The sequence below is a fragment of the Kitasatospora sp. NPDC096140 genome (assembly GCF_040303045.1).
Taxonomy (GTDB): domain Bacteria; phylum Actinomycetota; class Actinomycetes; order Streptomycetales; family Streptomycetaceae; genus Kitasatospora.
The window spans coordinates 124714-151359 of record NZ_JBEOUW010000002.1 but is presented as its reverse complement, the minus strand read 5'-3'; the positions used below and the strand labels follow the sequence as shown (position 1 = coordinate 151359).

Sequence of the window (26646 nt, the reverse complement as noted above, 5' to 3'; positions counted from 1 at the left end):
TTCGACGCCGGTCACGCGACGGGACGTCATGTCGGCCGGGGGCGCGTCGTCATGGGCGTCCGGAGGCCGGGCGGAGCGTGCGCTCGCCCGCCCCGCCCGGCCCGCCTCGGCCCGGGTCGGGCTCCCGGGTCCCGGGGGTCAGGCCTGCCAGCGGCCGGGGCGCCAGGCGCGGCGGCGGCCGGCCGTGCAGACCAGCGCGGTGCCGGTGATCAGGGCCACGGCGGTGAGGACGGCGCCCGCCGTCATGATCGCCTCGCGGCCGGCCGGGTCGGGGGGCGGCGGTCGGAGTGCGGCCGTGGTCGGGGCCGGGCGGGCGGACAGCGCGGGGGCGGGTGCGGGGGCGCCGACGGCGGCTGCCGGGTCGACCGTGCCGTAGCCGAGGCGAGGGTCGGGCAGGGCGGTGCCGGGGTGGTAGGCGGTGGCGGTGAGGCGGTCCTTCAGCTGGGCCGGGCCGAGGTCGGGCCGGTAGCCGAGGACCAGGGCGGCGGTGCCGGCGACCACGGCGGCGGCGAAGCTGGGGCCCGAGCCGGTGAAGTAGCCCTTGCCGCCGGGTCCGACGCTCATCATGGCGTCCCCGGGGGCCACCAGGTCGATGCGTCCGGACCCGCCGGAGGCACCGCCCGAGCCGCCCGAGCCGCCGGACCCACCGGACCCACCGGACCCACCGGAGTCCGAACCGCCGCCGGGCGGGGCGCCGTTCGGGGCCAGGTCGGACACCGTGAGCACCTGCGCGGGGGCCTGGGCGGCGCCGGGGCCGCCGCCCTGGTCGGGTGCGGCCGGGGCGACCACCAGGGCGCCCTTGCCGTCGGCGTAGCGGACCGCGCCGGCCAGGTCCTCGTTGCCCGCCGCGACGGGCAGGGCGACCGCGATCACCCGGGCGCCGCCGTCGGCCGCGTCGCGGATGCCCTTGGCCAGCAGGGCGGCGGTGGTGTTCCCGGCGTCGTCGGTCACGGCGACGGCGAGGATCCGCGCCTCGGGGGCGATGCCCGTGAAGCCGACGCCGTCGCGGTGGCGGGCGGCGATCAGCCCGGCCAGGAAGGTGCCGTGGCCGACGCAGTCGCGGGTGGAGCCGCCGTCGCCGTACTCGCGCGGCCCCGGCATCAGGCGCTCGCCCAGGACGCCGGAGGCCGGGTCGACGCCGGAGCCGACGACGGCGACGGTCACGCCGGCGCCGCGGCCGAGCTGCCAGGCGGTCTCGGGGCGCAGGAAGGCCTGGGCCCAGGGCATCCGGTCGGTGTCCTTGTCGGAGGGTTTCACGCAGCCGTCCGGGCGGCCGGTGCCCCGGTTCTGCCCGATCACGGGCAGCGCGGCGTCGCCGCCGGAGGGGGCGGGGCCGGGGCGGGCGGTGCCCGGCGCGGCGGGTGTGCCGGCGACGGGGACGCCCGCGACCGGGGCGCCGGGCAGCGGGGCGCCGGGGGCCGGGGCTCCGGGGGCCGGGGCGCCGGGGGCGGCGCCGGCCGGGGTGGCCGGCGCCAGCAGGACGGCGCAGCACAGTGCGGCGGCGGCCGTCGCCGGGAGGGGCCCGGCGCGGCGCGGACGGGGGCGACCGCCCGTCACGCGCCGCTCCGCTGGAGCAGTGCGGGGATGTCCTGCGGGAGCAGCAGGCTCAGCTCCGACACGTCGCCGATGTCGAGCCGGGCGAGGCGGCCGGCCTGGCGGGTGATCATCGCTTCGAGGGTCTGGCGGGCGAAGCGGCCGTTGCCGAAGGTGCGGTCGCGCGGGACGGCTTCGCACAGCTGTGCCAGGGCGGTGAGGGTCTCGGGGGCGCAGACGTAGCCGGCCTGTTCGGCCTGCAGCCGCACGATGGTGACGAGTTCGTCGGCGCTGTAGTGGTCGAAGGCGATCTGCTGGGAGAAGCGGGAGGCGAGGCCGGGGTTGGAGGCGAGGAAGCCCTGCATCTCCTCCTGGTAGCCGGCGACGATCACCACGACCTCGTCGCGGTGGTCCTCCATGAGCTTCATCAGGGTGTCGACGGCCTCCTGGCCGAAGTCGCCGCCGGAGCCGCCGCCGCGCGGGGTGAGGGTGTAGGCCTCGTCGATGAACAGGACGCCGCCGCGGGCGCGTTCGAAGGCGTCGCGGGTGAGCTGGGCGGTGTGGCCGATGTAGCGCCCGACGAGGTCGGCGCGGGCGGTCTCGACGAGGCGGCCGCCGGGCAGGACGCCGAGTTCGGCGAGGAGTTCGCCGTAGAGCCGGGCGACGGTGGTCTTGCCGGTGCCGGGCGGGCCGGCGAAGACCAGGTGGTGGCTGATCTTCGCGGTGGGCAGTCCGGCCTGTTCGCGGCGGCGGACCTGGGTGATCAGGTTGACCAGGTTCTCGACCTGTTCCTTGGCGGCGGTGAGGCCGACCATCGAGCGCAGCTGTTCCAGCAGTGCGGTGCTCCCGCCGCCGTCGGCGCCCGCCGCGCCGGTGTCGGCGCGGGCCGCGGCGGCGGCCTCGGCGCCGAGGTCCTCGGGCAGCAGCAGCGGCAGGTCGGCGTCGGTGACCTCGGCGAGTCCGGCGAGCCGGGAGGCCTGCCGGTCGACCATCTCCTCGAAGACCTTGCGGGCGGCGCGGCCGTTGCCGAAGTCGGCGCCCTTGGGCATGCGGGTGAAGTGCGTGCCGAGCGCGTCGACGGCGGCGGCGTCGAGTTCGTAGCCGTGGGCGGCGGCGGCCCGTTCGACGATGGTGACCAGTTCCTCGGGCGCGTAGTTGCGGAACTCGACGGTGCGGCTGAAGCGGGAGGCCAGGCCGGGGTTGGAGGCGAGGAAGTCGCGCATCTCGTCCGAGTACCCGGCGACGATCACCACCACGTCGTCGCGGTGGTCCTCCATCAGCTTGACCAGGGTGTCGATGGCCTCGCGGCCGAAGTCCGGTCCGGTGCCGCCGGATCCGGCGGACAGCGCGTACGCCTCGTCGACGAACAGGACGCCGCCGAGCGCGGACTGGAAGACCTCGGTGGTCTTGATCGCGGTGCCGCCGACGATCGAGGCGACCAGGTCGGCGCGGGCGACCTCGACGAGGTGGCCGTCGCGCAGCACCCCGAGTTCGGCGAGGATGGCGCCGTAGAGGCGGGCGACGGTGGTCTTCCCGGTGCCGGGGGGCCCGGCGAAGATCAGGTGGCGGCCCATCGGCAGGGCGGGCATCCCGGCCTGTTCGCGGCGCCGGGCCAGCTTGTTGAGGTTGACCAGGGTGGCGACCTGTTCCTTGACGCCCTCCAGGCCGACCAGGGCCTGCAGGGCGGCCTGCGGTCCCTCCGGCTCGGGCGGCGGCGGGGCGGCGGCCGGGTCCGGTGCCGGGTCGGCGGTGTCGTCGTGGCCGGCCGGGCCGTGGCCGGTGTCACCGGGGGCGCCGGGGGCGCCGGCCGGGCGGGCGGCGGCGGGGCCGTCCTCGGCTCCGGCTCCGGCGCCGGCGGTGCCGTGGCTGTCGGCGCGGCCGTTGTCGCGGCTGGTGAGGTCCTGCACGGCGAGCCGGCCGCCGGCCCTGGTCTGGCGCAGCCCCGAGCCGCGGTTGCCGGCGACGGTGCAGCCGGTGATCCGCACGGGTTCCTCGGAGTCCACGCGCAGGCCGTCGCCGGCGTTGTCGGTGACTTCGCAGCCGGTCAGCGCGGCCCGGCTGCCCGGGCCCAGCAGCACGCCGTGGCGGCGGTTGCCGTGCACCCGGCCGCGGGCCATGGTGAGTTCGCCGCCGTCCTCGACCAGGACGCCCTCGCCGGTCCATTCGGCGATGTCGCAGTCGCGCAGGGAGGCGACGCCGCCGGGGCCGACCTCGACGCCGGTGACCGCGGTGGCCTTGCCGGGGCCGGCGGCGGGCGGGCCGCCGCGCAGGGTGGTGCCGCCGACCTGGGTGTTGCCGCCGTCGGCGACGTGCAGCGCGGCCTGTCCGGTGGCGGACAGCACGCAGGACTCCAGCCGTCCGCGGCCTTCCCGCAGGACCTCGACGCCGTGGCCGTGCACCTCGGCGACGTCCAGGCGGCGCAGCAGCGGGTTGGCGCCGTCGCGGACGCTGACGCCCGGTCCGGCGGCGCCGCGCACCTCCAGGCGGTCGAACTCGGCGGCGCTCTCGCCGGTGAGTTCGACGCCCGCGCCGGCGCTGTCGGCGACGGCGGTGCGGGTCAGGGCGGGGCTGGAGGATTCGTCGACCAGGATGCCGGTGGTCTCGGCGGCGGAGACCTCGCACTCCTCGAAGCGGCCGCGGGAGCGGCCGGTGACGTGGATGCCGTGGCCGCGGGTGCGCACGGTGCGGCAGCGGCGTACCAGCGGGTCGGTGCCGCCGGCCAGGACCAGGCCGTGGCCGCGGGTCGCGCTGACGGTGCAGTCCTCCAGGAGGACCTGGGCGGCGGAGGAGACGTAGACGCCGATGGAGGCGTCGCGGACGGTGGTGCGCAGGACGCGGGTGGTGCTGTTCTCCTCCAGGGCGATGCCGGGTTTGTCGGTGGCGGAGATCTCGCAGTCCTCGATGGAGCCGCGGCCCTCGCCGTTGGCGCAGACGCCGTTGCCGCGGGCGTCGCGCATGACGCAGCCGCGGACGACGGGGTTGGCGCGTTCGCCGATGACGACGGCGGAGCTGCCGAGGTGTTCGATGACGCAGTCCTCGATGACGCTGGTGCCGGTGGAGGTCTCGACGATGCCGGCGCCGGCGGGGTTGACGACGCGGCAGCCGCGCATGGCGAGCGAGCCCTGCTGGCGGGTGAGGACGGCGGTCCAGGAGTTGCCGGCGACCTCGCAGTCCTGGAGCGCGGCCTGGCCGCGGGGGACGTCGACGGTGGGCAGTTCCTCGTCCTGGCCCTGGAGGACGAGGCCGGTGAGCTGGACGGCCTCGGCGACGACCTGGACGACGGCGCCGCGCCGCGGGGAGACGCGGACGCTGCCGCGGGCCTCCTCCGCGGTGATGGTGACCATCTTGGTGATCACCAGGTTCTCCTCGTAGCGGCCGGGGCGGACGCTGATGACCGCTCCGCTGCGGGCCGCCTCCAGGGCGGCGCCGATCGTGCGGTAGCCGCCGTCGCTCGGCTCCGCACAGACCGTCAGCACGTGGCGGGTCATGGGGCGTTCTCCTCCGTCGTTCGTGGGGCTGTGGTGCTGTGGTGCTGTGGTGCTGTGGTGCTGTGGTGCGGGTCGCCGGGGCGGGGCGGGCCGGGGCCCGCCGGGGCGGGGCGGGACGGGCCGGGTCAGCCGGTGCAGTTGGCCCTGACGGCGGAGGCGGCGTGGTGGGCGTAGGTCACGGTGCCGCCCTTCCAGTCCTCGCCGCGGCTGTGCAGCACCACGGCGATCCTGCCGCCGCTGAGCGGGAAGGTGCCCGCGGAGACCCACTGGCCCCTGCTGGCGACCTGGTTCACCTGGAAGGTCCGGTTCTGCACGGTGTAGTAGGTCGGGGCGCCGCCGACCGCCTTGAGGTCGCCGTTGGGCACGTAGACCGACAGGTTGCAGGTGCCGGTGGTGAGCGAGCCGGTGTTGAAGGTCCACACCACCGTGTTGCTCTTGTCGTCGTTCGCGTCGCCGGACATCGGCACCGAGGTGAAGCCGCCGCTGCAGCCGTCGCCGGTGTAGCCGCCGGAGTTCTTCCGCCAGCCCTCCTGGCCCTTGTCGTACCAGCCGTTGAGCTGCATGGAGGTGGAGCCGCCGCAGCCGGGGCCCGCCACGGCGTTGTAGGTGGGCGGGGGCGGCGGGGCCGGCTGGGTGGTCTTGGCCGGGGGCTGGGCGGCCGGGGGCTGCTGGGCGGCGGGCGGCTGCTGGGGCTGGGTCTTCGGCGCGCCGGCGCCCTGGCCGGTGCCCGGCGCGGCGCCCTGGCCGCCGCCCTGGGCCGGTGCGGGCGCGCCCGCCTGGGCGGGGGCGCCGCCGGTGGCGGGGCGGCCGGCCGACGGTGCGCCCTGGCCCGGGTCGGGGGCCGGGGCGGCGAAGGGCAGGGCGGCCGCGGCGGCTCCGGCGGCGGCGGGCACGACGCCCTCCCCGGGCGGCGGTCCGCCGGCCGGCTGGGCGGGCTGCCCGTCCTGGCCCGGCTGCAGGGGCTGGTCGCCGGGCGGGTTGCCGGGCGTGTCGGCGCCCGGCACGTAGCCGTCGCCGCCGTCCGGCTGGGAGTACCCGCCGGGCGGCGGGCCGTCGGCGCCCGGCGTGCCGGGGCCGTTCCCGCCGAACCCGGAGACGCCCAGCGGCACACCGACCAGCACCAGGCCGGCGATCACCGCGGCGGCCACCATCGGCTTGGGGATGCGGCGCTGGCCGCCCTCCTCCTCGGCCGCCCCCGCCGGTGCGGGCTCGGCGCTCACCCCGGCGCGGGAGCGCCCCGCCACCGCGGCCCGGGCGGCCGTGGTCCCGATCGTGGGCACCGGCCCGGCGGCGCCCACCGCCGCGGGCACCGGCCCGGCGGCGCCCACCGCCGCGGGCGCCTGCTCCTCGGCGCGGGGCGCGCCCTCCGCCGGCTTCCCGGACTCCTCGGCCGGCTCGGGCACGGCCCAGGCCACGGCGGGCAGTTGGATACCCCCGCCCGACGGCTGACTCTCCCGGCCGCTGCGCACCTTGCCCACCCAGGCCTCCTGGCCCTCGACGACGACACCCGACAGGGGCGGCCCGCACCGGCCTCACCGGTCGCGGCGCAGTGGCCCCTCTCCTGACCGACGGCCGGGGCGGCCCGGCGGGTTCAGCGGGTGGCGCGCGGCGACTGCGGGGCGCGACGGGGTGGAGTGGTCACCCGGGTGCGGTGGTCACCGGTCCGGTGGTCCGGCGGCGGTGGGGATGCCAAGGACGGAGGCGGCCGCGTGCTCGGCGTCGGGCCGCGGCGGGTCCGCCGGCGGGGTCTCCGTGGCGGGGGCTTCGGCGGCGCGAGCGGGCGCGTCCGGGGTGGGCGCGTCCGGGGCGGGCGCGGGGTCGGTGGCCGGGGTGAGCGCGCGCAGGGCGTCGGGGTCGACGGTCAGCATGGCGTCGGCGGTCGGGTTGAGCAGGATGCCGTGGCCCTCGGGGAGGCGGTCCAGCAGGGCGCGGGCGTCGAGGAGGAGGTGGCCCAGGCGGCCCGCCGCCGCCCAGTGGTCGCCCGCGGTGAAGGCCAGGACGACGGGCGCGCCGGCCGGGTCGACGGCGGTCAGCGGGTGTCCGCCGGGGGTGACGGGGACGGCGAGGCGGGCGGTGGCGAGGCGGGCGAGCACGTCCTCGCCGGGGCCGTAGCCGGTGGCGGCGAGCTGGACGGCGGCGTCGACGGCGTCGGTCGGCTCGGCCCAGCCGAGGGCCCGCGGGGAGGGCCGGTAGTCGGGGTTGGGGCGGAACTCCTCGGTGGCGCCGTTCCCGTCGGAGCGCCAGTGGCCGACCACCGCCCAGTCCGGCGGCGCCTGCCCGTCCGTCCAGACGGGGTCGACCACGCCGATCCAGTGGTCGGGCGCCAGCCGGGCCGTCTCGCGGACGTGCTCGGGCACGGGGACGTCCACCGCGGCGGCGGGCCCGGCGGTGTCCGCCGCGGTGGTGTCCACTACGGCGGTGTCCGCTGCGGCGGCGGGCCCGGCGGTGTCGGCTGTCATGGTCGTTTCCCCCACGGTGTGGTGCCGGTGCGATGCGGTGGTCGGTGGGCCGGGGTGCCCGTCTCCCCTTGGGTCCACGGCGGACCGCACCGGCGGCGTTCACTCACGGCTGGGTGACGGCCGGCGCGACGACCGGGCGCCCGGTGCGGCGCTGCCGTCCGGCACCACTTCCTCCGCCACGACCGGTCGGCGGGTGCGGGCGGGGGTCAGGGCGGCCAGGACCTCGTCGGCGAGCGGTCGGGGGGTGGCGGTGTCGACGATGTCCGGGATGCCGTCCGCCGGGGTGATCTCGTCACCGCCGTGGGCGGGGACGGGGGCCGGGGCCGGGGCCGGCGCGGGGGCGGGGGCCGGGGCCGGGGCCGGCGCGGGGGCCGGGGCCGGGGCCGGGGCGGGGTCCAGGAGGGCGTTCAGGCGTTCGCGTTCCGCGGCGGGGTCGACCGGGCGCAGCTCCACCCGGAAGGTGTGGCCGTTGTCCCGGGCGAAGCCCTCCAGCCGCCGGCGGATCTCCTCGGCCCGTTCCAGCGTGGGCGTCCCGCCGGCGGTGCCCTCCGTGCCCGCGGGCTCGTGGCTGATGACGACGCGTTCCAGGTCGGCCCAGCTCAGCGGGCCGTGGATCTGCGTCTCGAAGTAGCTGTTGGTGTGGACGGCCCGCTCCTGGATCTCCCGGCGCAGCGCCGGGTCGTGCGCGAAGGCGGTCGCCTCGCCGAAGACCCGTCGCACGTGCTGGGCGTCGCCCCACAGGAGCAGCGGCAGCGGGTGGGAGTCGGAGGTGACCGAGCGGGCTCCCATCGGGCCCAGGGTCCAGGAGTCGTTCGGGGTGTGGCTGACGCGGCCGCGGATGTCGTCGGACCAGTGCAGCGCGAACGCGCCGTAGCGCTGCGCCACGCCGAACTGCTGGTACTCGGAGACCAGGGCCCCGTACTTCGGCAGCAGGTCGACGTCCTCCGGCAGGGGCGCGAAGGTGCTCTCGTCGGTGCCGGTGTCCTGGAACAGCGCGCGGCTGTCGCGGGTGCGCCGCAGGACGGGCGCGTAGCCGAAGTGTTCCTCCACCCCGCCGCGGCGCGAGGGCTGGACGGCCGCCTGGGAGGCGTTGGTCTCCCAGACGTTGCGGAAGCGCCCGTCGCCGTCCGCCAGCAGCACCTCCAGGAGGGTGGTGGGCGGCGTCTGCGCGCCGGCGCCGTCGGGGGATTCTCCGGGGGTGCCGAAGCTGGTCTGGCGGTTGGCGTTGAGCGCCTGGTCGAGGTGGAAGTTGGTGGCGACCGTCATCGTCGTGCGCAGGTGGTTCTCGACGGCGGTGATCAGCCGGTCGATCGCCTCGGGGGTGCGGGGGTAGTCCGCCGCCCAGGACCAGCCGCCGGTGGCGGTGGTGAGCTTGTCCGTGAGCAGGTCGCGGTGGCGCTGGGCGAAGAGTTCGGCCTTGCGTTCGATCATGACCAGGGCGGCGGCCTGGACCGGGTGCAGGGCCGCCCAGTCCGTGCGGGCGGCGAGCCGCTCCAGGAACGCGTTCTCCTGGGCCGTCCACGGCTTGTGCTCGGGGGCGGTCACCTGCGGGTCCTGCAGGTGGGCCACCATCTCCAGGTCCCGCTGGCCGGGGATCATCCGCTGCTTGAACGTGCCGTCCAGGGCGCGCAGGTCGATCTCGTGCTCCAGGTCCCGGACCTGGGAGCGCAGCATGTCCAGGCGCGCCCGGTAGTGGTCGGCCTGCCAGCGCTCGCCCGGCGCGCCGGAGAGCCGGTCCTGCTTCGCCAGGATCTGGGCGATCTTGGCGTTGCGGGCGTCGCGGGCCGCGGCGAGGTCGCCGCCCTCGCTGCCGAGGTAGCGGGTGAAACCGGCCCGGAGGCCTTCCTGCCGGCCGCGGATCTGCCGCTCCAGGACGCGCCGCTGCGGGTCGTCCGCCGGCAGGGCGTCCGCCTCGCGCCGCAGCCGGGCCATCGCCTTCCACGTGCTCTTGGCCGGGAACGGGTCGTCGGCCTTGGTGTCGGGGATGCGCAGCGGGTCGTCCAGCGGGTGGCCGACGAGGCCGACGGGCTGCTCGCTGTCCGGCTGCAGGGTGATCCGCTTCGAGTGGTGGTTCCCGTCGAGCAGGGTGGGGGCGATGCCCTCGTGGTCGGGTGCGTGGGGCGCGGCGGCCGTTGCGGCGGTGTCCTTGCCGGTGGGGTGGACGGTGACGAACTCGCCGCGGGAGCGGCCGGGTTCGTGGAGCAGGACGAGCCGGGTGCTGCCGTCGCCCTCCTTGGCGACGTAGGTCTTGCCGGTCGCCGCGTGGACGGTGCGCCCGGTGGCGTCGGCGATCTGCTGCAGGCCCGCGCGGTTCAGGCCCGCGTCACAGGCCTCCAGGACGATCGGCGACTCCTCCGGCCGCGCGGACAGGCTCGGCCTGCGGCGCAGCACGGTGCCGAACTGGCCGTAGGAGACGGACTTGTGGCCTTCCCGGCCGCCGGGGGTGCGGACGGCGACCTTCAGCTGTTCCGGGGAGCCGTGCAGGTTCGCGAAGTACGGCGTGGACTTCGCGTCCCAGGGGACCCGGACGTCGGCGTCGGCGCCGTCGCGCTCGCCCGGCTTGTTCTCGCCGCGCCGGTAGGCCTCCCAGTCGAACCCGCCGTCCGGGCGGACGGCCTTCTTCGGGACGAAGTCCGGGTTGGTGACCTGGTGTTCGGCGCTCGTCCGCTCCGAGGGGAAGTTCAGATGCGTCTCGCCGCGCAGCGTGAAGTCCGCCGTGGTGTGGAAGGAGCGTCCGACGTTGCCGCCGTTCGCCCCGACGATGGCATGGGTCACCAGGTCACCGTCGGCGGAGGGCCGGTGCCCGTCGGTCCCGTGGACGGTGTCGTGGATGGTGGCGTTCGTCAGCGTCAGGCCGAGGTTGCCGACACCGCCGTCGTCACCGTCGTGGTCGTGCTGCTCCCAGTGCTGCTCGTGCTGCTCCTCGTGGGCGAAGCGGTGGGCCGGCTGGTAGCCGGGGTTGGGGACGAAGGTCACCGGGTGCTCGTACCAGTGGACGCCCGGGTCCTGCGGGTCGTGCAGCAGCGCGGTGTCGTGGACGATCTCGACGCCGACGACGAACTCGGGCCGGATGCCGCCCGGGAACGCCACCTCCTGCTCGATGTCCGCGAGTTGGCGGTGCGGAAGGGTCGCCCGCACGTCGATCCCGCCCGGCGCGTCGATCAGGTAGCGGTAGGCCGTGCCCCAGCCCGGACTCTGGTGGATCGCCGAGCGGGTGGTGCTGACGAACACCGACGCCGGATTGTCGACGAGGTAGGTCTCCAGCGGCACGTACGTGTCCTGGCCCCGGGGCGCGAACCCCTGCGCGAACACCTCCAGGTAGTCCCGGGCGCCGTTCTCCCACCGGTACAGCAGGCTGGTGTCCCCGCGCCAGAGCACCGGGTTCTCGTCGAGGTCGGCGAAGATCAGGTCGCGGTCGAACCCGGTGGCCGAGGCGTCCCAGCCGGGGAACCCGTCGAGCTCCCAGGGGGCGGCCAGCAGGTGGGGCTCCCCCGGGCCGGGCACGAACTCCTGTCCCGCCAGGCCCACCGGGTAGTCGACCTCGACGTTGCGGTGCGCGAACGCATCGAGGGTGGGTCCGTTCAGCAGGAAACCCTGGGGCAGTTCAGGCTGTTCGTCGTACCAGGTCCCGGCCGGGTCGTCGCCGGGGTGGACCGCGCCGCCCGTGTCGGAGGCGGCGTCCGAGCCGGCGTCGGAATCGGAGTCGGAGTCGCTCCAGTGGTCGTAGGCGCCGCTGTCGATGATGCTCGGGACGTCCTCGTGCGGCGACTGCTGCGGCTGGGGCTGCCGGGGCTGCTGCGGGGTGGGGGCGAGGGCGTCGGCCAGGCGGTTGAGCACCGGGGGCGCGTCGGAGCGGCGCAGTTCCACCGTGAAGGCGTGGCCGTTCTTCGTCGCGAACGCGCGGAGCCTGCCGGCGATCTCCTCGGCCCGCTCCCGGGTGGGCAGGTGCGCGTCGCGCCGGGAGGGGGGCGTGCCGCCGTCCTCCCGGTGGCTGATGACGACGTGCCGCAGGTCGCCCCAGGACAGCGGGCCGTGGATCTGCGTCTCGAAGTAGCTGTTGGTGTCCATGCCCTGGGTGAGCATCCGCTCGCCGAAGGTCGGGTCGTACCGGAAGCCGGTCGCCTCGCCGAAGACCCGTTCGACCATGTCCCGTTCGCCCCACAGCAGCAGCGGCAGCAGGTGGGAGTCGGAGGTGACCGACAGGGCGCCCTTCTCCCGTGCCGTCCAGGAGTCGTTGGGGGTGTGGGTGACGCGGCCGCGGATGTCGTCGGACCAGTGCAGCGCGAACGCGCCGTAGCGCTGTGCCACGCCGAAGGGCTGCAGTTCGGAGACCAGCGCCCCGTACTTCGGCATCAGGCCGCGGTCGCCCTTCTTGGGGGCGAAGACGCTGTCCTCGGTGCCGGTGTCCTGGAAGAGGCCGCGGGTGTCGTGGCTGCGGCGCAGGGCGGGCCCGTAGCCCATGTGCTCCTCCACGCCGCCGCGGCGCGAGGGGACGACCGCGGCCTGGGAGGCGCCGGTCTCCCAGGCGTTGCGGAACAGTCCCTGCTTGTCGGCCATCAGCTTGTCGAGGAGGGTCTTCGGCTTGGGCGCCCAGGTGCCGAGCATCCCGCCGGCCTTGCCGAAGGCGGTCTGACGGTTGGCGTTGAGCGGCTGGTCGAAGTGGAAGTTGGTGGCGATGAACATGCCGGTGCGCATGTGCTGCTGGACCCGGTCGATCAGCTCGTCGACCGCCCCGGGGGTGTCGCGGGGGTAGTTCGCCGCCCACGCCCACTCGCCGGTGGCGGCGGTCAGCTTCTCCGTGAGCAGGGCACGGTCGCGCTGCTCGAAGGCCATCGCCTTGCGTTCGACCATGATCAGGGCGGCCGCCTGGACCGGGCCCAGGGACTTCCAGTCGACGGTGGCGCCGGTGAGGCGTTCCAGGAGCTCGGGCGCGTGTTCGCCCTCCGGCAGCGGGTGCTTCTGAGGGTCCTGCAAGTGCGCCACCAGGGCGAGGTCCCGCGGGCCGGGGATCATCCGCTGCTTGGACCGGGCGTCCAGGGCGTGGCGGTCGAGCTCGGCCTGGAGTTCGCGCACCTCCAGCTCCAGCGTGTCCAGGAGCCGCTGGTGGTGGGCCTCCTCCCGGGTGCCCGGGGGCGGGGTCTGCGTGCGCAGCTCGGTGATCCGGTCCTCGCGGGCCCGGGAGGCGGTGGCGAGGTCGCTGCCGTCGTGGTCGAGGAAGGTCGTGAAGTCCGACCGCAGCTTCGCCTGGGCCCGGTCGACCTGGCGCTGCAGCGGGGCGCGTTCGGGGCTGTCCGCGGGCAGGGCGTCGAGCCGTGCGCGCAGGTCGGACAGTTGCCCCCACCCGGCGGGGAAGGGGTCCTCGGCGTCCGGGCCGGGCATGCGCCTGGGGACGTCGAGCGGGTGGTCGGCCACGCGCATCGGCGCGCCGGTCGGCGGCGGGGTGGGTTCGTCGTCGTCGTGCCCCGCGGCGTCGTGCTGCGCGGCGTCGTGCTGCGTGACGTCGTGCTCCACGGGGGTGATCTCGTCGCCGTTGTCGAGGATGGTCGGGGCGGTCTCGTGGGCGGCGGTCTCGGGGACGGCGGTCTCGTGGGCGGGCGGCTCGGGGACGGAGGGGTGCGGGACGACGCGGTCCAGCACCGGCGGCTGCCCGTGCAGGCGCAGGTCGACGGTGAAGTCGTAGCCGCGGTCCTGCCGGTGGGCGAGGAGCCGGTCCCGCAGCTGCCGGGCGGCCTCCGCCGTGGGCAGCGGCCCGGTCGTCCGGTCGGCCGTCCGGCCTTCGGGCAGGTGCACGATGGTGACGCTGTGCAGGTCCTTCCAGTGCAGGTCGCCGTGGATCTGGGTCTCGAAGTACTCGTCGGTCTCCATGCCCTCGCGCAGCAGCCGGCGGCCGAACTCGACGTCGTGCCGGAACCCGGTGGCCTCACCGAACACCCGCCGCACCATGAAGTCGGTGCCGTAGGTGAGCAGCGGCAGCAGGTGGGAGTCGGGGGTCACCGAGCGGGCGCCCATCGCGCCCGCGGACCAGGAGTCCTTGGGGGTGTGGGTGGCGCGGGCGCGGACGTCGTCCTTCCAGCGCATGATCGCGCTGCCGTAGCGCACCGCGACGCCGCGCGGCTGGAGTTCGGAGACCAGGGCCGCGTACTTCGGCAGCCGGGCGGCCTCCTTCTCGTCCGGGTGGAACGCGCTCTTGTCGGTCCCGGTGTCCTGGAAGTGGTTCCTGGTGGCGGGGTCGCGGCGCAGCGTGGCGGCGTAGCCGAAGTGCTCCTCCACGCCGCCGCGGCGGGAGTCGTCCACGGCGGCCTGGGAGGCGCGGGTCTGCCAGACGTTCTTGAAGGTCTGCGAGGGGTCCTCGATCATCAGGTCGAGGACGGTCTTGGGGGCCGGTTCCGGCTCGGGCCGGGAGGAGCGGGCGGTCCGGGTGCCCCCGGACGTGCCCAGGGTGGTCCTGCGGTTGTCGTTGAGGGGCTTGTCGAGGAAGAAGTTGGTGGCGACGAACATGCCGGTGCGCATGTGGTCCTGGACGGTGGCGATCAGCCGGTCGAGGGCCTGCTCGCTGTCGCGGGGGTAGTTCTGCGCCCAGGACCAGCTGCCGGTGGCCTGGCGCAGCCGGTCCTTGAGCACGGCGTGCTCGCGGGCGGCGAACTCCAGGCCCTTGCGCTCGGCCAGCACGAGGGCGGCCGCCTGGTCCTCGCTCAGGCCCTTCCAGAAGCCGAAGGGCCGGCGGGCGTCGGTGGCCGTGAGGTGGTCGTACAGCGCGTGGTCCTGGGCGCCCCATTCCCGGGGGCGGTCGCCGGGCACGACGACGTCGCGGCGCAGGTGCTCGACCATCTCCAGGTCGCGGGCGCCGGGCACCATGTCCTGGCGGGCGGTCGGCGCCGACGGGTCGTGCGGGAGGGCCTCGTCGCGCGGGTTGCGGACCAGCGGCATGGGGGCGCCGGGGATCCGGTCGTCGTCCGCGTCGAGCAGGTGGGTGCCGTCTTCGTGTGTGACGGGGTGCGGGTCCGGGGTGTCGGTGGTGGCGGGGTGGACGTCCTTGTCCGTTGCGGCGGTGTCCTTGCCGGTGACGGCGGTGTCCTTGCCGGTGGGGTGGACGGTGACGAACTCGGACCGGGCCCGGCCGGGTTCGTGGAGCAGGACGAGCCGGGTGCTGCCGTCGCCCTCCTTGGCGACGTAGGTCTTGCCGGTCGCCGCGTGGACGGTGCGCCCGGTGGCGTCGGCGATCTGCTGCAGGCCCGCGCGGTTCAGGCCCGCGTCGCAGGCCTCCAGGACGATCGGCGACTCCTCCGGCCGCGCGGACAGGCTCGGCCTGCGGCGCAGCACGGTGCCGAACTGGCCGTAGGAGAGGGACTTGTGGCCTTCCCGGCCGCTGGGGGTGCGGACGGCGACCTTCAGCTGTTCCGGGGAGCCGTGCAGGTTCGCGAAGTACGGCGTGGACTTCGCGTCCCAGGGGACCCGGACGTCGGCGTCGGCGCCGTCGCGCTCGCCCGGCTTGTTCTCGCCGCGCCGGTAGGCCTCCCAGTCGAACCCGCCGTCCGGGCGGACGGCCTTCTTCGGGACGAAGTCCGGGTTGGTGACCTGGTGTTCGGCGCTCGTCCGCTCCGAGGGGAAGTTCAGATGCGTCTCGCCGCGCAGCGTGAAGTCCGCCGTGGTGTGGAAGGAACGTCCGACGTTGCCGCCGTTCGCCCCGACGATGGCGTGGGTCACCAGGTCACCGTCGGCGGAGGGCCGGTGCCCGTCGGTCCCGTTGTCGTGGACGGTGTCGTTGTCGTGGACGGTGTCGTGGATGGTGGCCGGCGGGTCGTCGTGGGCGGGCTGTTCGCCGCCGGGCGGGGTGTCGGCGGAGGGGTCGGCGAACTCCGTTTCGTGGAGGGACCATTCGCCCACCAGGTGTTCGTCGGGGAAGAGTCCTTCCGGTGCCACGTCCCTGCGCAGCTCCTGCTCGGTGAGCGGCGACAGGAAGCGGTAGCGGTGGTAGGTGTCGCTGTAGGTGAGGTCGGTGTGGGCGAGGTTCGGGTTCGCGCGTTCCTCGGGGGTGAGGCTCTCGGAGAACAGGCGGGAGCCGCTCATGATCTCGTGGAAGCTGTGGTCCTCCGACTCCAGCATCCAGCCGAGCAGGGCCAGCCTCAACTGCTCGAAGTCGACCGATTCGGAACCCAGTTCGGCGAGCTTGGCCTTCCCCGCGTCGGTCTTGACGAGTTCCTTGACGGCCTGGAGCATCCCGAAGGCCGTTCCGGAGGTTCCGCTGACGACCAGCCCGCCGTTGTCGTGGGCGGCCTGCTGGAAGTCGGAACCGAGGTTGTAGTGGAAGGACTTGGCGCCCGGCTGCCAGCCGAGCCGGCCGTCCTTCTCCACGGCGCTGTACCACTCGCCCCGGCCCAGCGGCGGGTTGACGTCGAAGGGGTTGCGGTCGGTTTCGAGGATGGTCTTGGCCTGGCGCTCCGCGGCCTTCTGTGCGGCCTCGACGACCCGCTTGCGCTCCCAGTCGGCGATCTGGCGGCTCCGGAGCTCGGTGTAGGCGTTCCGGATCCCCTCGATGACGGGTCCGTACGGTTCGTCGGTGCGGAACGATTCGAAGGGCGCCTGGTCCCGGCGCTCGGCGGGCGGCTTCAGCAGTTCGCCGTAGGCCTTCTTGATCTCCGCGGTCAGCGGGGTGACGACCTCCGCGCCGATGTCGTGGCGGTCCTGCCGTTCCTGCTTCAGCTGTTCCGGTCGCGGCAGTTGCCGCTGCCGCACGAGCTTGGCGAAGTGGTTGGAGGTGTAGCCGTTGTAGAGCAGGGCCATGCGTTCCCGGAGGTTTCCGCCGTCGACGACCTCCTGCAGCATGTGCCGGTCGGTGCCGACCATGCCGGTCGTGCCCGTGCTCCTGGAGCCGAACTGGGTCCTGTCCTTGTCGTTGGTGGTCATGGACCAGGCCAGGTCGACGACCTTCTTGACCTCGCGCTGGACGTCGGCGCGGTCGAGCAGGTGGGTGGCGAGCCGCCGCTCGTAGGCCTCGGCCTGCTCGCGGTAGCGGATGCGCCGGAGGTCTCCGGGCGCGGCGGGCGGGGCGGCCTCCAGGGCCTCGCTCTTCGGGACGGGATCCGGCTCGTGGGCGGGGGCGGCCGCGTCGTCGCCGTGCGGGAGTTGACGGGCCTTGTCCTGGTGCGCCTTGATCAGGTAGCCCTCGAACTCCGGGACGAAGTCCTCGGTCCGGTAGTGGTTCCAGACCGATGCGCCCTCCTTCACCTTCAGGCCGGCGACGCGCAGGCCGCTCTGCTTGTCCGCGGACTGTCCGCCGTCCCGGATGAGGCCTTCGTAGAAGTGGGGGTGGAACTTGAACTGCGTCCCGTCGGTGAGGAAGTCGTACTTCTTCAGCGTCTCCGGGACCTCCTTGGCCGTCCAGTCCTCGGTGATGTTCTTCACCTTCAGGCCGGTGGCCGCGCGGCCGAGGACGAACTCCATGACCACCGGCAGGCCGGAGAGGGTGTCGCTGTAGGTGGCCGCGTGGTCGAAGTCGTGGCCGGTGTAGAGCCCGGGCCCCAGCTGGGACCAGCCCTCCTTGTTCTTGACCGCGCCGATCTTGCCCTGGAGCAGGTATCCGCGCAGCGTCCACGCGTCGGTCACCCGGAAGACCGGCTGCCCGGGTTCCAGGGTGACGACGACGATGTCCGGCTGGACCCGCCCGGTCAGTTCCTTCGCCACCTTCGGGTCGACGGGACGCTCGGTCGCCACCGCCTGCGGCCCGCGTGTGTCGGGGCGCAGTTCCGCGTAGTGCGCGGCCGAGCCCGGCCCCCTGCCGGGGTCGCGGTAGACGTGCACCTCGCGGCCGGCCGCCTCGGTGTTGAACGCGGTGCGGCCGTTCCCCTCGTGGACCACGAGGTGGATGCCGAGGGCGTGGGCGATGACCGCCGGCGCCTCGTCGTAGAACGAGGTGTTCCACAGGGACCGGTTGCGCAGTCCCATGTCGAGCAGGTCGCTCATGCGCAGGTTCCCGAGGTCGCTCGCGGACAGCGTCGACGGCTGCTCGTCCCCCGGGCTGCGGTACACCTGCCAGGTCCGGTCGCGCTCGTGCGGCTCCAGCCGGTCCACGGGCCGCTGGCCGGTGGCGTCGGCGTTGCGGCGCAGCGCGGCGCCGGCGTCGCTGCGGAACCACCGCGACGCCAGCTCGCGCAGCCCGTGGACGGTGAGGTCGCCGTGCTCCCAGCTCTCCAGCCCGCGGGCGCCGGCGAGGACGGCGTGCAGCAGGCAGTCGCCGTCGCCCGGCACGCTGACGACGTGGTGGAGCCGGCCGCCGTCGAGCACGTTCACGCGTGACTCGTGCACCGGGGCCGGGGCGTTCGACGGCCTGTGGACGGTGCTCTCGGTGACGTGGGCGACCGCGTTGTGGGCGACCGCGTTCGGCGGTGCCGGGGCGACGGGCCCCTCGGCCTGCCGATGCTGCTCCGTCAGCGGGGTGGGTGCCTGGGCGGTGTCCGGGCGGGAGCTGTGCTGCTCGTGGGTCAGGTCGCGCAGGACCGGGCCCGAGTGCAGGACCTCCTCGATGCGCTGGAGGTGGCGGGGCAGCACCGTGAAGTCGTCCCGGTAGGCCGCGGTGCCCATCACCCCGTTCTCGCCGGCCCACCAGTCGCGGCGGCGCAGCGCGTAGGCGTCGCCCGGCCTGGTCACCGGTTCGACGTACTCGTCCGGCAGGCCGAGGAAGTGCAGCAGTTCGTGCAGCAGCACGCCGGGCGGGCTCTGGTCGGACCAGCGGGTCTGGTTGCTGCGCTCGCCGCCGGGGACCACGGTGACCGTCCGGTGCGCGCCGTGCTCGGTCTGCGCGCCTTCGATCCGCAGGTGCACCTGGTCGCCGCCGGGCAGGTGGAAGCGTTCGTTGAACCGCTCGCCGACCACGTCCCGGGCCCGGTCGAGCGTCCGGGCGGCCTCGTGCGGGGGCAGCGGGTGGCCGTCCGGCCCCTGCAGGTGCAGGCGCAGGGTGAACTCGGTGACCCAGTGGCCGGGCCGGACCTCGAAGCGCCGCGCGTCGTAGCCGATCACGGTCGCGGCGCCGTGCAGGCCGCCGAGCAGGGGCTGCCGGTTCTCGTAGTGGTCGCGCACGCCGGGGCCGGCGATGTCGCCCGGGCCGGCCTGGCCGCGCACCAGGGGGTCGAAGCGCACCGTGTCCATCCGGGCGGGCGGCGCGAGGGTGCGGATGTCGGCCCAGGCGGAGGCGGGCAGCACCGCGCCCGGGGTGACGGGCGGCGCGGCCGGGGGCACGACGGCGGGGGCCCCGGCGGCGGGCGCCACCGGTGCCTGGGCGTTCCGGTGCACGGCCGTCGCCGCCCCGGTGTTCTCCCCGGCCGGGTGTTCGGGCTGGCCGAGGAGCTGTTCGACCGCACTGCGGAACTGGTCGTTGGCGTCGGCGCCCAGGGCGTCGCGCCACACGTCCAGGTACTGGTGCACCTCGCCGTTCTGGTCGTCCAGGCCGTGCAGGAACGTGCTCAGCTCGGTGGTGTTCCCGGTGGCGAGTGCCGTCGAGGCCTCGCCGATCCGGTGCCCGCCCTGGGACTGGGTGCCGTTCGGTGCCAGCGTCCAGGGGCGGGTCTCGCCGCCGGGGCGGGCCGAGATGCCGGGGGTGGCGAGGGTGAGGATCTCCTGCCACGTGTTGGCGCCCTCGGTGACGACCAGGGTCGAGCGCTGCTCGAACAGTTCCATCACCGCCGGCTGGACGCGTCCCAGCCGCAGGCGGTGGACGCCCCCGTCGCCGGCCTGGGCGGCGGCGACGTCCCGGAGGCCGGTCAGCAGGTCGGCGTGGTTCTGGACCTCGTTCGGCTCGGCGCCGAGCAGGATCACGACCGCCGGACGGGACGGGTCGGGCAGCGCCCGCAGGGCGGCCTCCATCCGGGTGGCCATGTCGCGGTGGCGGACCGTGCCGTCGCCGATCTGCCCGTAGTAGGCGGTGACCAGCCGGATCTCGCCGTCCTGGGCGCGGCGCAGGAGGTCGGCGACCAGGTCCGGCACCGGGTCGTCGGGACCGGTGGCCTCGGGCCAGTGGTCGCGGACGTGGCCCGCAAGGTCCGCCGGCACGGGCTGCGGGCGGAAGGGGTAGGTGACGGTGGCGCCCTGGTCGTGCCACAGCTCCGCCAGGACGTCGACCCCGCGGCGGATCTGCCGGGGGTGGCTGTCCCAGAGGAAGGGCTGCAGGACCAGGGCGTCCGGGTCCTGTTCCCCGGTCATCTCCCGCAGGGAGGGCGCCAGGTTCTCCCCGAAGTAGGCGGACGCGTCCTCGCCGTGCGGGGCGTCCAGGGCGGCGAAGACGGTCAGCGTCCGGCCCTGCCCGGAGGACTGGGCGCCGGCCCTCAGGAGGTCGGAGGTCAGGTGCCGGGCGGGGTTGATCGTCCGGTCCCGGTTGTCCTCCTTCGTGACGGAGGCCCGGAAGTCCGTCTGGATCTGCGGAGAACTGCCCGGATTGCCCAGGTAGCGGCCGCGCACGTTCGCGTTCGCCCCGGCGGAGACCAGCCAGGACTCCTCGGGCCTCGCCCCGCTCCAGGCGAAGTACTTCCAGTACGTCTCCAGATCGGCGACGAGCCGCCGCTCGCTCACCCGGTACGCGACGTCCAGCGGCGCGCCCGCGGGGTGGGCGGTCACCCGCATCCCCCGGTGGACGCCCGTCCACGGACCGTGGAACAGCCCGTAGGAGTGCCGGGGGTGCCCGACGTCGGCGGCACGGCCGAGCCGTTCGGCGTAGAACGGGGCCTTGCCGCTCGCGAACGTCAGGTGGACCTCGCCCCGGTAGCCCATCGTGGCCAGGCCCTCCAGCACCCTCAGGAAGGCGACCTGGTGGCCGCTGCCGGGCGAGCCCGGGTCGACCAGGCTGATCCGCGGGTAGCGCTGGTGCAGCTGCTGCCCGAGGGCGGCGTCGGCCGGGGACACGGTCGGCGGCTCGCCGGTGTGCGGCGGCATTGCGGCGAGGTGCTGCTCGTCCTCGACGCGGTGCTGCTCCCGGATCTCCTGGGCCGGCCCGTGGGAGACCACCGGCACGAGCGGCATGGCGAGGGGCTGTCCCGCACCACCCGGCACGGGCGGCAGCGGCGGACCGCCCACCGGCGGAGGCGGCGGGCCACCACCCGGCGGCGGCGGGGGCACCGGCGGGCCACCACCCGGAGGCGGCGGGGGCACCGGCGGGCCACCACCCGGCGGCGGCGGGGGCACCGGCGCACCGGTCCCGCGGCCCGGCGGCGGGGGCGGCGGCGGGGGCGGCGGGGCCTGCGCGGGCGTGTGCTGCGCCACCGGGTAGACGGTTTCGTCGGCGGCCCGGCGGTCCTTCCCGGCCACCTCCCGGCGTTCCTGCTCCTGCGTCTCCCGGCGGGGCCCGGCGTCCTCGTGGTCCCGGCCGGTCGTCCGGACCGTGCGGCCCGCCTGGTCCCGCAGCGGTCCGACCGGCCCGGACCGGTCGCCCTCGGGTGCGGGGGTGTCCGGGTGGAGGTCGCCCCGCTCGACGGGTTCGTGGTCCTTCGGGCGGCCTCCGCCCGGCTTCCTGTCCGAGGACGGCTCCGGGACGGTGTCCCGGGGGCGGACGGGCGGGCCGGACGGGGTGCGGGGTCCGGGCACGGGGGTCGGCTCGGGCTTGCGCTCCGTCTCGGTCTCCGCCTCGGGCTTGTGCTCGGGGGTCGGCTCGGGCTTGTGCTCGGGCGTGTGCTCCGTCTCGTGCTCGGGCCGGTTCTCGGGCCGGTTCTCGGCGTGCGGGCGGCCGAAGACGTTCTCGTTGGCCGCCTCGTGGCCGCGCCAGCGGTCGCCGTCCAGGTCCTCGGGCCCCCAGTGCTCCTTGTAGGCGTCGAAGAACTCGCCGCCGTAGCGGGTCTTGAGCTCCTGGACCTCCTCCGGCGACACCCGGCGGCCCTCGGCGAGGCGGTCGTAGCCGGCGGCGGCGTGTTCGCGGGCGGGCAGCACGGCGCGCTCGAAGGCGACGTGCTCCTCCAGGCCCTGCGTCAGCCGCTCGCGCTCGCGCCGCCACTGCTCCAACTGCCCGCGCAGGTCGGCCTTGTGGTCGGCGTCCGGGTCGCGCAGCAGGGAGCGGAAGTGCTCGTCGAACGCGGCGCGGACCCGCTCGGTGTAGCCCTCGCGCACGCGCCGGGCCGCGGCGGAGGCCGGCGGTTCCGAGCGGTCGGTGCGGGCGCCGCGCACCGGCCGTCCCAGGGCCGTCTCGACGGAGGCCGCCGGGTCGGTGCGGTGGTCGGCGGCGTCGGGGCCGCCCAGGTCGTGCGGGACCTCGGCGCGGGCGGTGTCCTCGGCCGCGCGCACCGCCTCCTCGCGGGCGCCGTGCAGGGCCAGCAGGCGGTTGGCCTCGGCCTGCGAGGTCAGCCGGTCCAGTTCGGCCTTGAGCCGGTCCGGGTCGCGCTCGGCGGCGGTGTGCTCGGCGACGAGGCGGTCGGCGCGGCGGGCGAGGTCGGCGCGGGCGGCGGCCACCGCGCGCGGGGACGGGCCGTCGGCCAGGCCGAGTTCGCGCAGCGTCTCGGGGCCGAACTGGTCGGGGGCGCTGGTCTTCCACGCCGCGGCCGCGTCGTCCACCGCGTCGACGGAGCGCTTGAGGACGGTCTCGCGGACCGCCTGGACGGTGAACTCGTGGGACAGCCCGCTCCGGTGGCTCTCGAAGCCGGCCCGGAAGTCGGCTTCGAGCTGCTCCTTCCCCTGGACGGCGGGGTCGAGGGCGGCGAGGTCCTCGCCGTTCTCGTCCTGGATCCCCAGGAACGCGTCCTCGTCGCGGCGGCCGCCGTGCGGTTCGGTACCGCCGGGGTGCTGGGCACCCGGCTCGGTCCCGTCGACGTGCTGGGCCGTCCGCTCCTGGTAGCGGCCGTGGAACTCGGCGATCCGCTCCCGCATGGCCTCGGCGATCTGGTCGCGGGCCTCCTCCGAGACCCGGGCGTCCTTCGGCACGCCCGCGGCGTCCAGCAGGGCGCGGTCCGTCTCGGTGAGGTCGTCCCGCTTCCAGTCGGCGTGGGCGTCGTCCACCGCCCGTTCGATCCGTTCGGTCTGCGTGGCGCGTGCCTGCCGGACGTCCAGGTCCCCGGCGGCGCGGAGCAGCCGGCGTTCCAGGGCGCGGGTGGCGAGGGCGTTGCGTTCGGGGGTGACGTCGGCTCGGGTGGCGTACAGCTGGGCGATGTCGCGTTCGGCGTCGGAGCGGAAGCGTTCGGTGGCCTCGCGGCGGATCTCCGCGTGCAGGTGGTCGCCGCCGGTGGCGGCGGGGTCGAGGCCGCGTTCGGTCAGCAGGTGCTCGAAGCGGCCGACGGCGACCTTGAGGGCGAGTTCGCGGGCGCCGGCCAGTTCCAGGCGGCCGGCGGCGTCGTCGAGGATCTCCCGGCGCTCGTGCGGGCGGGCCTCGATGTCGGTCTGCAGGTCGGCGGCGGTGCGGCGCCACGCCTCGGTGCCGGGGCCGGTGAGGGTGCGCAGTTCCCGGGGCAGGTCGGCGTGGACGTCGATCAGGCGGTCCTCGATGTCGCCGTGCAGGGCTTCCTTGGCCTCGGCCTCGGCGAGCACGGCGTCGTGCCGCTCGGCGATCTCCTTCTGCTTGTCGTGCCAGGAGGTGCGCCGTTCGTCGCCGGCGGGTGCCTTGGCGTGCTCGGGGGCGTCGACGCGGTGGTAGGGGTGGCCGGAGGCCGTGTGGGAGGTGGCGGGGCCGTCGGGGGTGTGCGGGTCGGCGGGCCCGCCGGGCTCGGGGTCGCGCGGCGGGGTGGCGGGCGGCACGGGGCCCTGCGGGTCGGGGCGGTTCGCGTCCGGGCCGTTCGGGTCGGGGCTCTTCGGGTCCGGGGTCTTCGGGTCGGGGCCCGGACCGGCCGGGGTCTTCGGGGCCGGGCCGTTCGGGTCCGGGTGGCCGGGCGCAGCAGGCGCGGTGCCGTCGCCGGGGCCGCCGGCGCTGGTGCGCAGCGGCGGCGGCGCGGCGGCCGGGCTCCGGTGGGCGGTGTTCTCCTGCGGCTGCGGGCTGGTGTCGGTGCTGCCGGGGTGCCGGCCCGCTCCCCCGGGGCCGCCGCCGGTCGAGGTCGGGGGCTGGTGCAGGGGCGGTTCGTTGTGCTCGTCGACGACCGTGGTGCGGCGCGCCGGGTCGAACGTGGGCTTGGGCTGCGGCTGGGGCTGGGGTTTGACGGCGCCGTCGCGGCCGTTGGCGTCGGCGGAGGCCGTCGCGGTGGTGCCGCGTTCCCCGCCGTTCACCGGGTTCCCGGCGCCCTGGTTGCCGCTGCTCTGGTTGCCGCTGCCCTGGTTGCCGGCCTTGGGTGCGCCCGCGCCGGTGGTGCCGGACTCGGTGGTCCCGGGTCCGCCGCCCGTCTTGCGGGGCACGGGCGGGGTGACGGGGGCTTCCCGGTCGCCGGGCGTCGTGGTGGACTTCGGCGGGGTGGGGGCGGTCGTGCGCTCGTCGCCTCGGGACTGCGTCTCGACGGGCCGGGCGGGGGCCTTCGGGTCCCATCCGCCGTCGACCGAGGAGTTGAAGCTGGTCTTGCCCTTCGGGTCGGCGAGGACGCCGTCGCCGTTCTCCTCCCGGTGGTGGTTCCCGGATCCGAGGAGGGTGGAGCCGGACAGCGAGGCGCCCGACTTGATCGGGGCGCCGTCGCCGCCCGACAGGTGCGTCCCGGCGATCTGGTCGATGTGTCCGGGCCGGGGCACCGGGAAGGGCGCCGAGTGGCCGCCGATGTTGCTGATCACCGACAGGATGGTCAGCGGGTGGGTCAGGGGGTAGTTCGGGCCGGACTCGTCGGTGATCCGGGAGCTCTCCAGGCCGCGGACGAAGTCCGCGTAGCGCAGGGTCAGCGGCGAGGCGAGGCCCATGATCATGTGGCGCATCCCGCCCATCATGAAGCCGCCGACGAAGCTCATCCCGCTGGCTTGCCACTCGCCGTTGTAGATCGTGTTGTAGATGCCCTCGGTGAGGTACTGGTTGATGCCCGACTCCAGCTGGCTGCCCAGGACGTGGCCGAGGTGGAACATCTTGTTCATCCTGTTGACGCCGCCGGCGAGTTCGGGCACCTTCTCGACCAGCAGCTTGAGTTCGGGCGTGAGCGCGACCCGGGCGCCGTCCTTGGCGAGGTTCTCCAGGGTCTCCTTGAGCGTTTCCTTGCTGCTCTCCTTCATCACCGTCTTGAGCGAGTGCTCGGCGAACTGCCTGCCGATGTGCTCGCCCATCTCCCGGGCGAACGTCTTGCCCAGTTCGTCGCCGAGTTCCTTCTCGAAGAGCTCGCCGAGCTGTCGCACGAACTTCTCGCCGGTCGCGGCGCCCACCTTGCGTCCGGCCTTGAAGCCCTTGGTCAGGTACTGGGCGTTCTCCTTCAGGAGGTTGGAGATGCCCTTCGCGAACCGCTCGGCCGCCTCGTTGCCGAGCAGGTGGCCGAGGCCCTCGCCGCCGGCCTTGGCCCCTTCCTTGGCGCCCGCCTTGACGGCGCCGTCCCCGAGCTCCTTGATGCCCGACTTGAGGGCGCCGCCCGCCACGCTGCCGGCCAGTTCCTTGGCCGCCCCCTTGAGGGCTCCGGCCGCGGCGTCCTCCCCGAGTTCCTTGCCCGCTCCCTTGAGGGTCCCCCCGGCCAGCCCCTTGATGACGTCGTCGAGCGCGCTCTGCACGAACAGCTTGGCCAGACGGCCGCCGAGCAGCTTGCCCAGGCCCTCGCCGATCAGGCTGAGCGGCCCGCCGATCGCGCCGCTGAGCGCGCCGAAGATCGCCGCCTGCTTGGTGAGGTCCTTGTCCCACTCGTGCCGGTCGCCGTGCTCGAACTGGATGCCCTGGATGATCGCGTCCAGGATCAGGCCGCCGACGACGCCGCCGAAGGTGTGCATGGCGATCAGCAGCGCGAGCTTCTTCAGCAGCTGGAGGAGGAACTGCCGCGTCAGGATCTTCTGCCACTCCAGCTGCACCATGGAGAAGCCGCCGGTGAACACGGACCAGGCGATGGCGAAGGCGATCTCGATGATCAGCTGGACGAGCTGACCGATCGCCATCCACTTGGTGTACTCGACGGTGTTGGCGACCTTGCCGGCCAACTCGGCCAGCTGGGTGCAGAGTTCACCGGCCTTGCGGAGCGGGTCGTCGCTCGGGTCCTGGCTGGTGAACTGACTCCACTCCCGCCTGAAGGCCTTGGCGGCCTCGCCCTCGATCCGCTTGTCGCAGGTCTGCACCGCGTCGAGGATGTACTCGCTCAGCTTCGGCAGGTCCTGGGCCAGCGCGAGGTAGTCGTCCCGGACGTCCCGCAGCAGCCCCTCGTCGGACTCGGGCCAGGGCATGCCGCTGATGATGTGGAAGAACTGCGCCACGCCCGGGGAGACGTGGATGGACGAGTGGGACATGGCGCAGGGCCTCCGGGGCGGTGCTGGTGGTACGGGGGGTGCGGGGGCCGGCGGGAGCGGGCGAACGGACGGGCAGGCGCGCGGGACCGGCGCCGGGGCCGATCCCTAGCGGAGGCGGTTCACACCAGGCCGCGGCCGTGGTCGTCGGCGGCGTCGAAGAGGTCGGCCGTGCCCTGGCCGTGGGCGGACATCGCCTTCAGCTTGTTGCGGATCTGCGTGGTCAGCCCGGTGAGGTCGGCGGTGGGCTTGTCGATCTTCTCGTGGTACTGCTTGCCGATGTCGTCGCCGCCGCCGGCCTTGACGTTCTTCGTGTTGATGTCCTCCACCTCGGTGTTGATCTTCTCCACCAGGGCGGCCACGTCGTCGAAGTTGGCGAACGCCTGCTTGAGGCCCGACTCCTTGCGCAGCCTGTCAGCCATTGAACTCTTCCTGCTTGCGGGACTTGACGCTCTGGTCGGCGCCGGGGCGCATCGCGGTGAGCGGGGCGAGCAGCGCGTCCAGGTCCAGGGCTCCGCCGGTTCCGAACGGGTCCTCGTCGCCGCGTTCGCCGGTGAAGTTCATCCGCAGCGTCTCGCCGACGCCCTCGAAGCCGCGCATCTCGGCGGCGATCCGCTCGCCCATCCGGGCCTTGGCCTCGTTGAGGACGTCCTTCAGCACGGTGCTCAGCTCGGCGGGCGCCATGGACTGGTAGGCGGTGGTGTGGAAGCTCAGCGCGAGCAGCTCGCCCTGGGGGCCGACCTTCGCGGTGACCATCCGGTCCTTGCTCCTGGCCTCGGCGGTCATCGCCTGCATCCTGCGCGTCGACTCGGCCAGCCTCTCCTTCTGTTCCTCCAACGAGGCCAGGGCTCGGTCCAGTTGGTCCTCGAACGAGTACGACATGCCTTCTCCGT

7 protein-coding genes are annotated in these 26646 nt (G+C 74.9%); all 7 read right to left on the bottom strand.

What is annotated here, in order from left to right:
* Positions 1–138 precede the first annotated feature (138 nt).
* Positions 139–1557 (bottom strand): S8 family serine peptidase, encoded by a 1419-nt coding sequence (locus ABT048_RS02325; protein WP_350519410.1) that lies wholly within the window; start codon positions 1555–1557, stop codon positions 139–141.
* The gene (locus tag ABT048_RS02320) at positions 1554–5021 is read right to left on the bottom strand and encodes a right-handed parallel beta-helix repeat-containing protein (protein WP_350519409.1); all 3468 of its coding nucleotides are present in this window, start codon (positions 5019–5021) and stop codon (positions 1554–1556) included. Before ABT048_RS02320 ends, ABT048_RS02325 begins: the two co-directional genes overlap by 4 nt.
* Before the next feature lie 125 nt (positions 5022–5146).
* A complete protein-coding gene (locus ABT048_RS02315) occupies positions 5147–6499 on the bottom strand; it encodes a hypothetical protein (protein ID WP_350519408.1) in 1353 nt (450 codons plus the stop codon).
* 177 nt (positions 6500–6676) lie between these two features.
* Positions 6677–7480, bottom strand: coding sequence for a type VII secretion system-associated protein (locus ABT048_RS02310; RefSeq protein WP_350519407.1), 804 nt, complete (start codon positions 7478–7480; stop codon positions 6677–6679).
* Positions 7481–7579: 99 nt separating this feature from the next.
* Positions 7580–25756, bottom strand: a complete 18177-nt coding sequence (locus tag ABT048_RS02305; RefSeq protein WP_350519406.1) for a scabin-related ADP-ribosyltransferase — start codon at positions 25754–25756, stop codon at positions 7580–7582.
* 119 nt (positions 25757–25875) lie between these two features.
* Positions 25876–26175, bottom strand: coding sequence for a hypothetical protein (locus ABT048_RS02300; protein ID WP_350519405.1), 300 nt, complete (start codon positions 26173–26175; stop codon positions 25876–25878).
* Positions 26168–26635 (bottom strand): YbaB/EbfC family nucleoid-associated protein, encoded by a 468-nt coding sequence (locus ABT048_RS02295; protein WP_350519404.1) that lies wholly within the window; start codon positions 26633–26635, stop codon positions 26168–26170. The genes ABT048_RS02300 and ABT048_RS02295 overlap by 8 nt, the downstream gene beginning before the upstream one ends.
* Positions 26636–26646 lie beyond the last annotated feature (11 nt).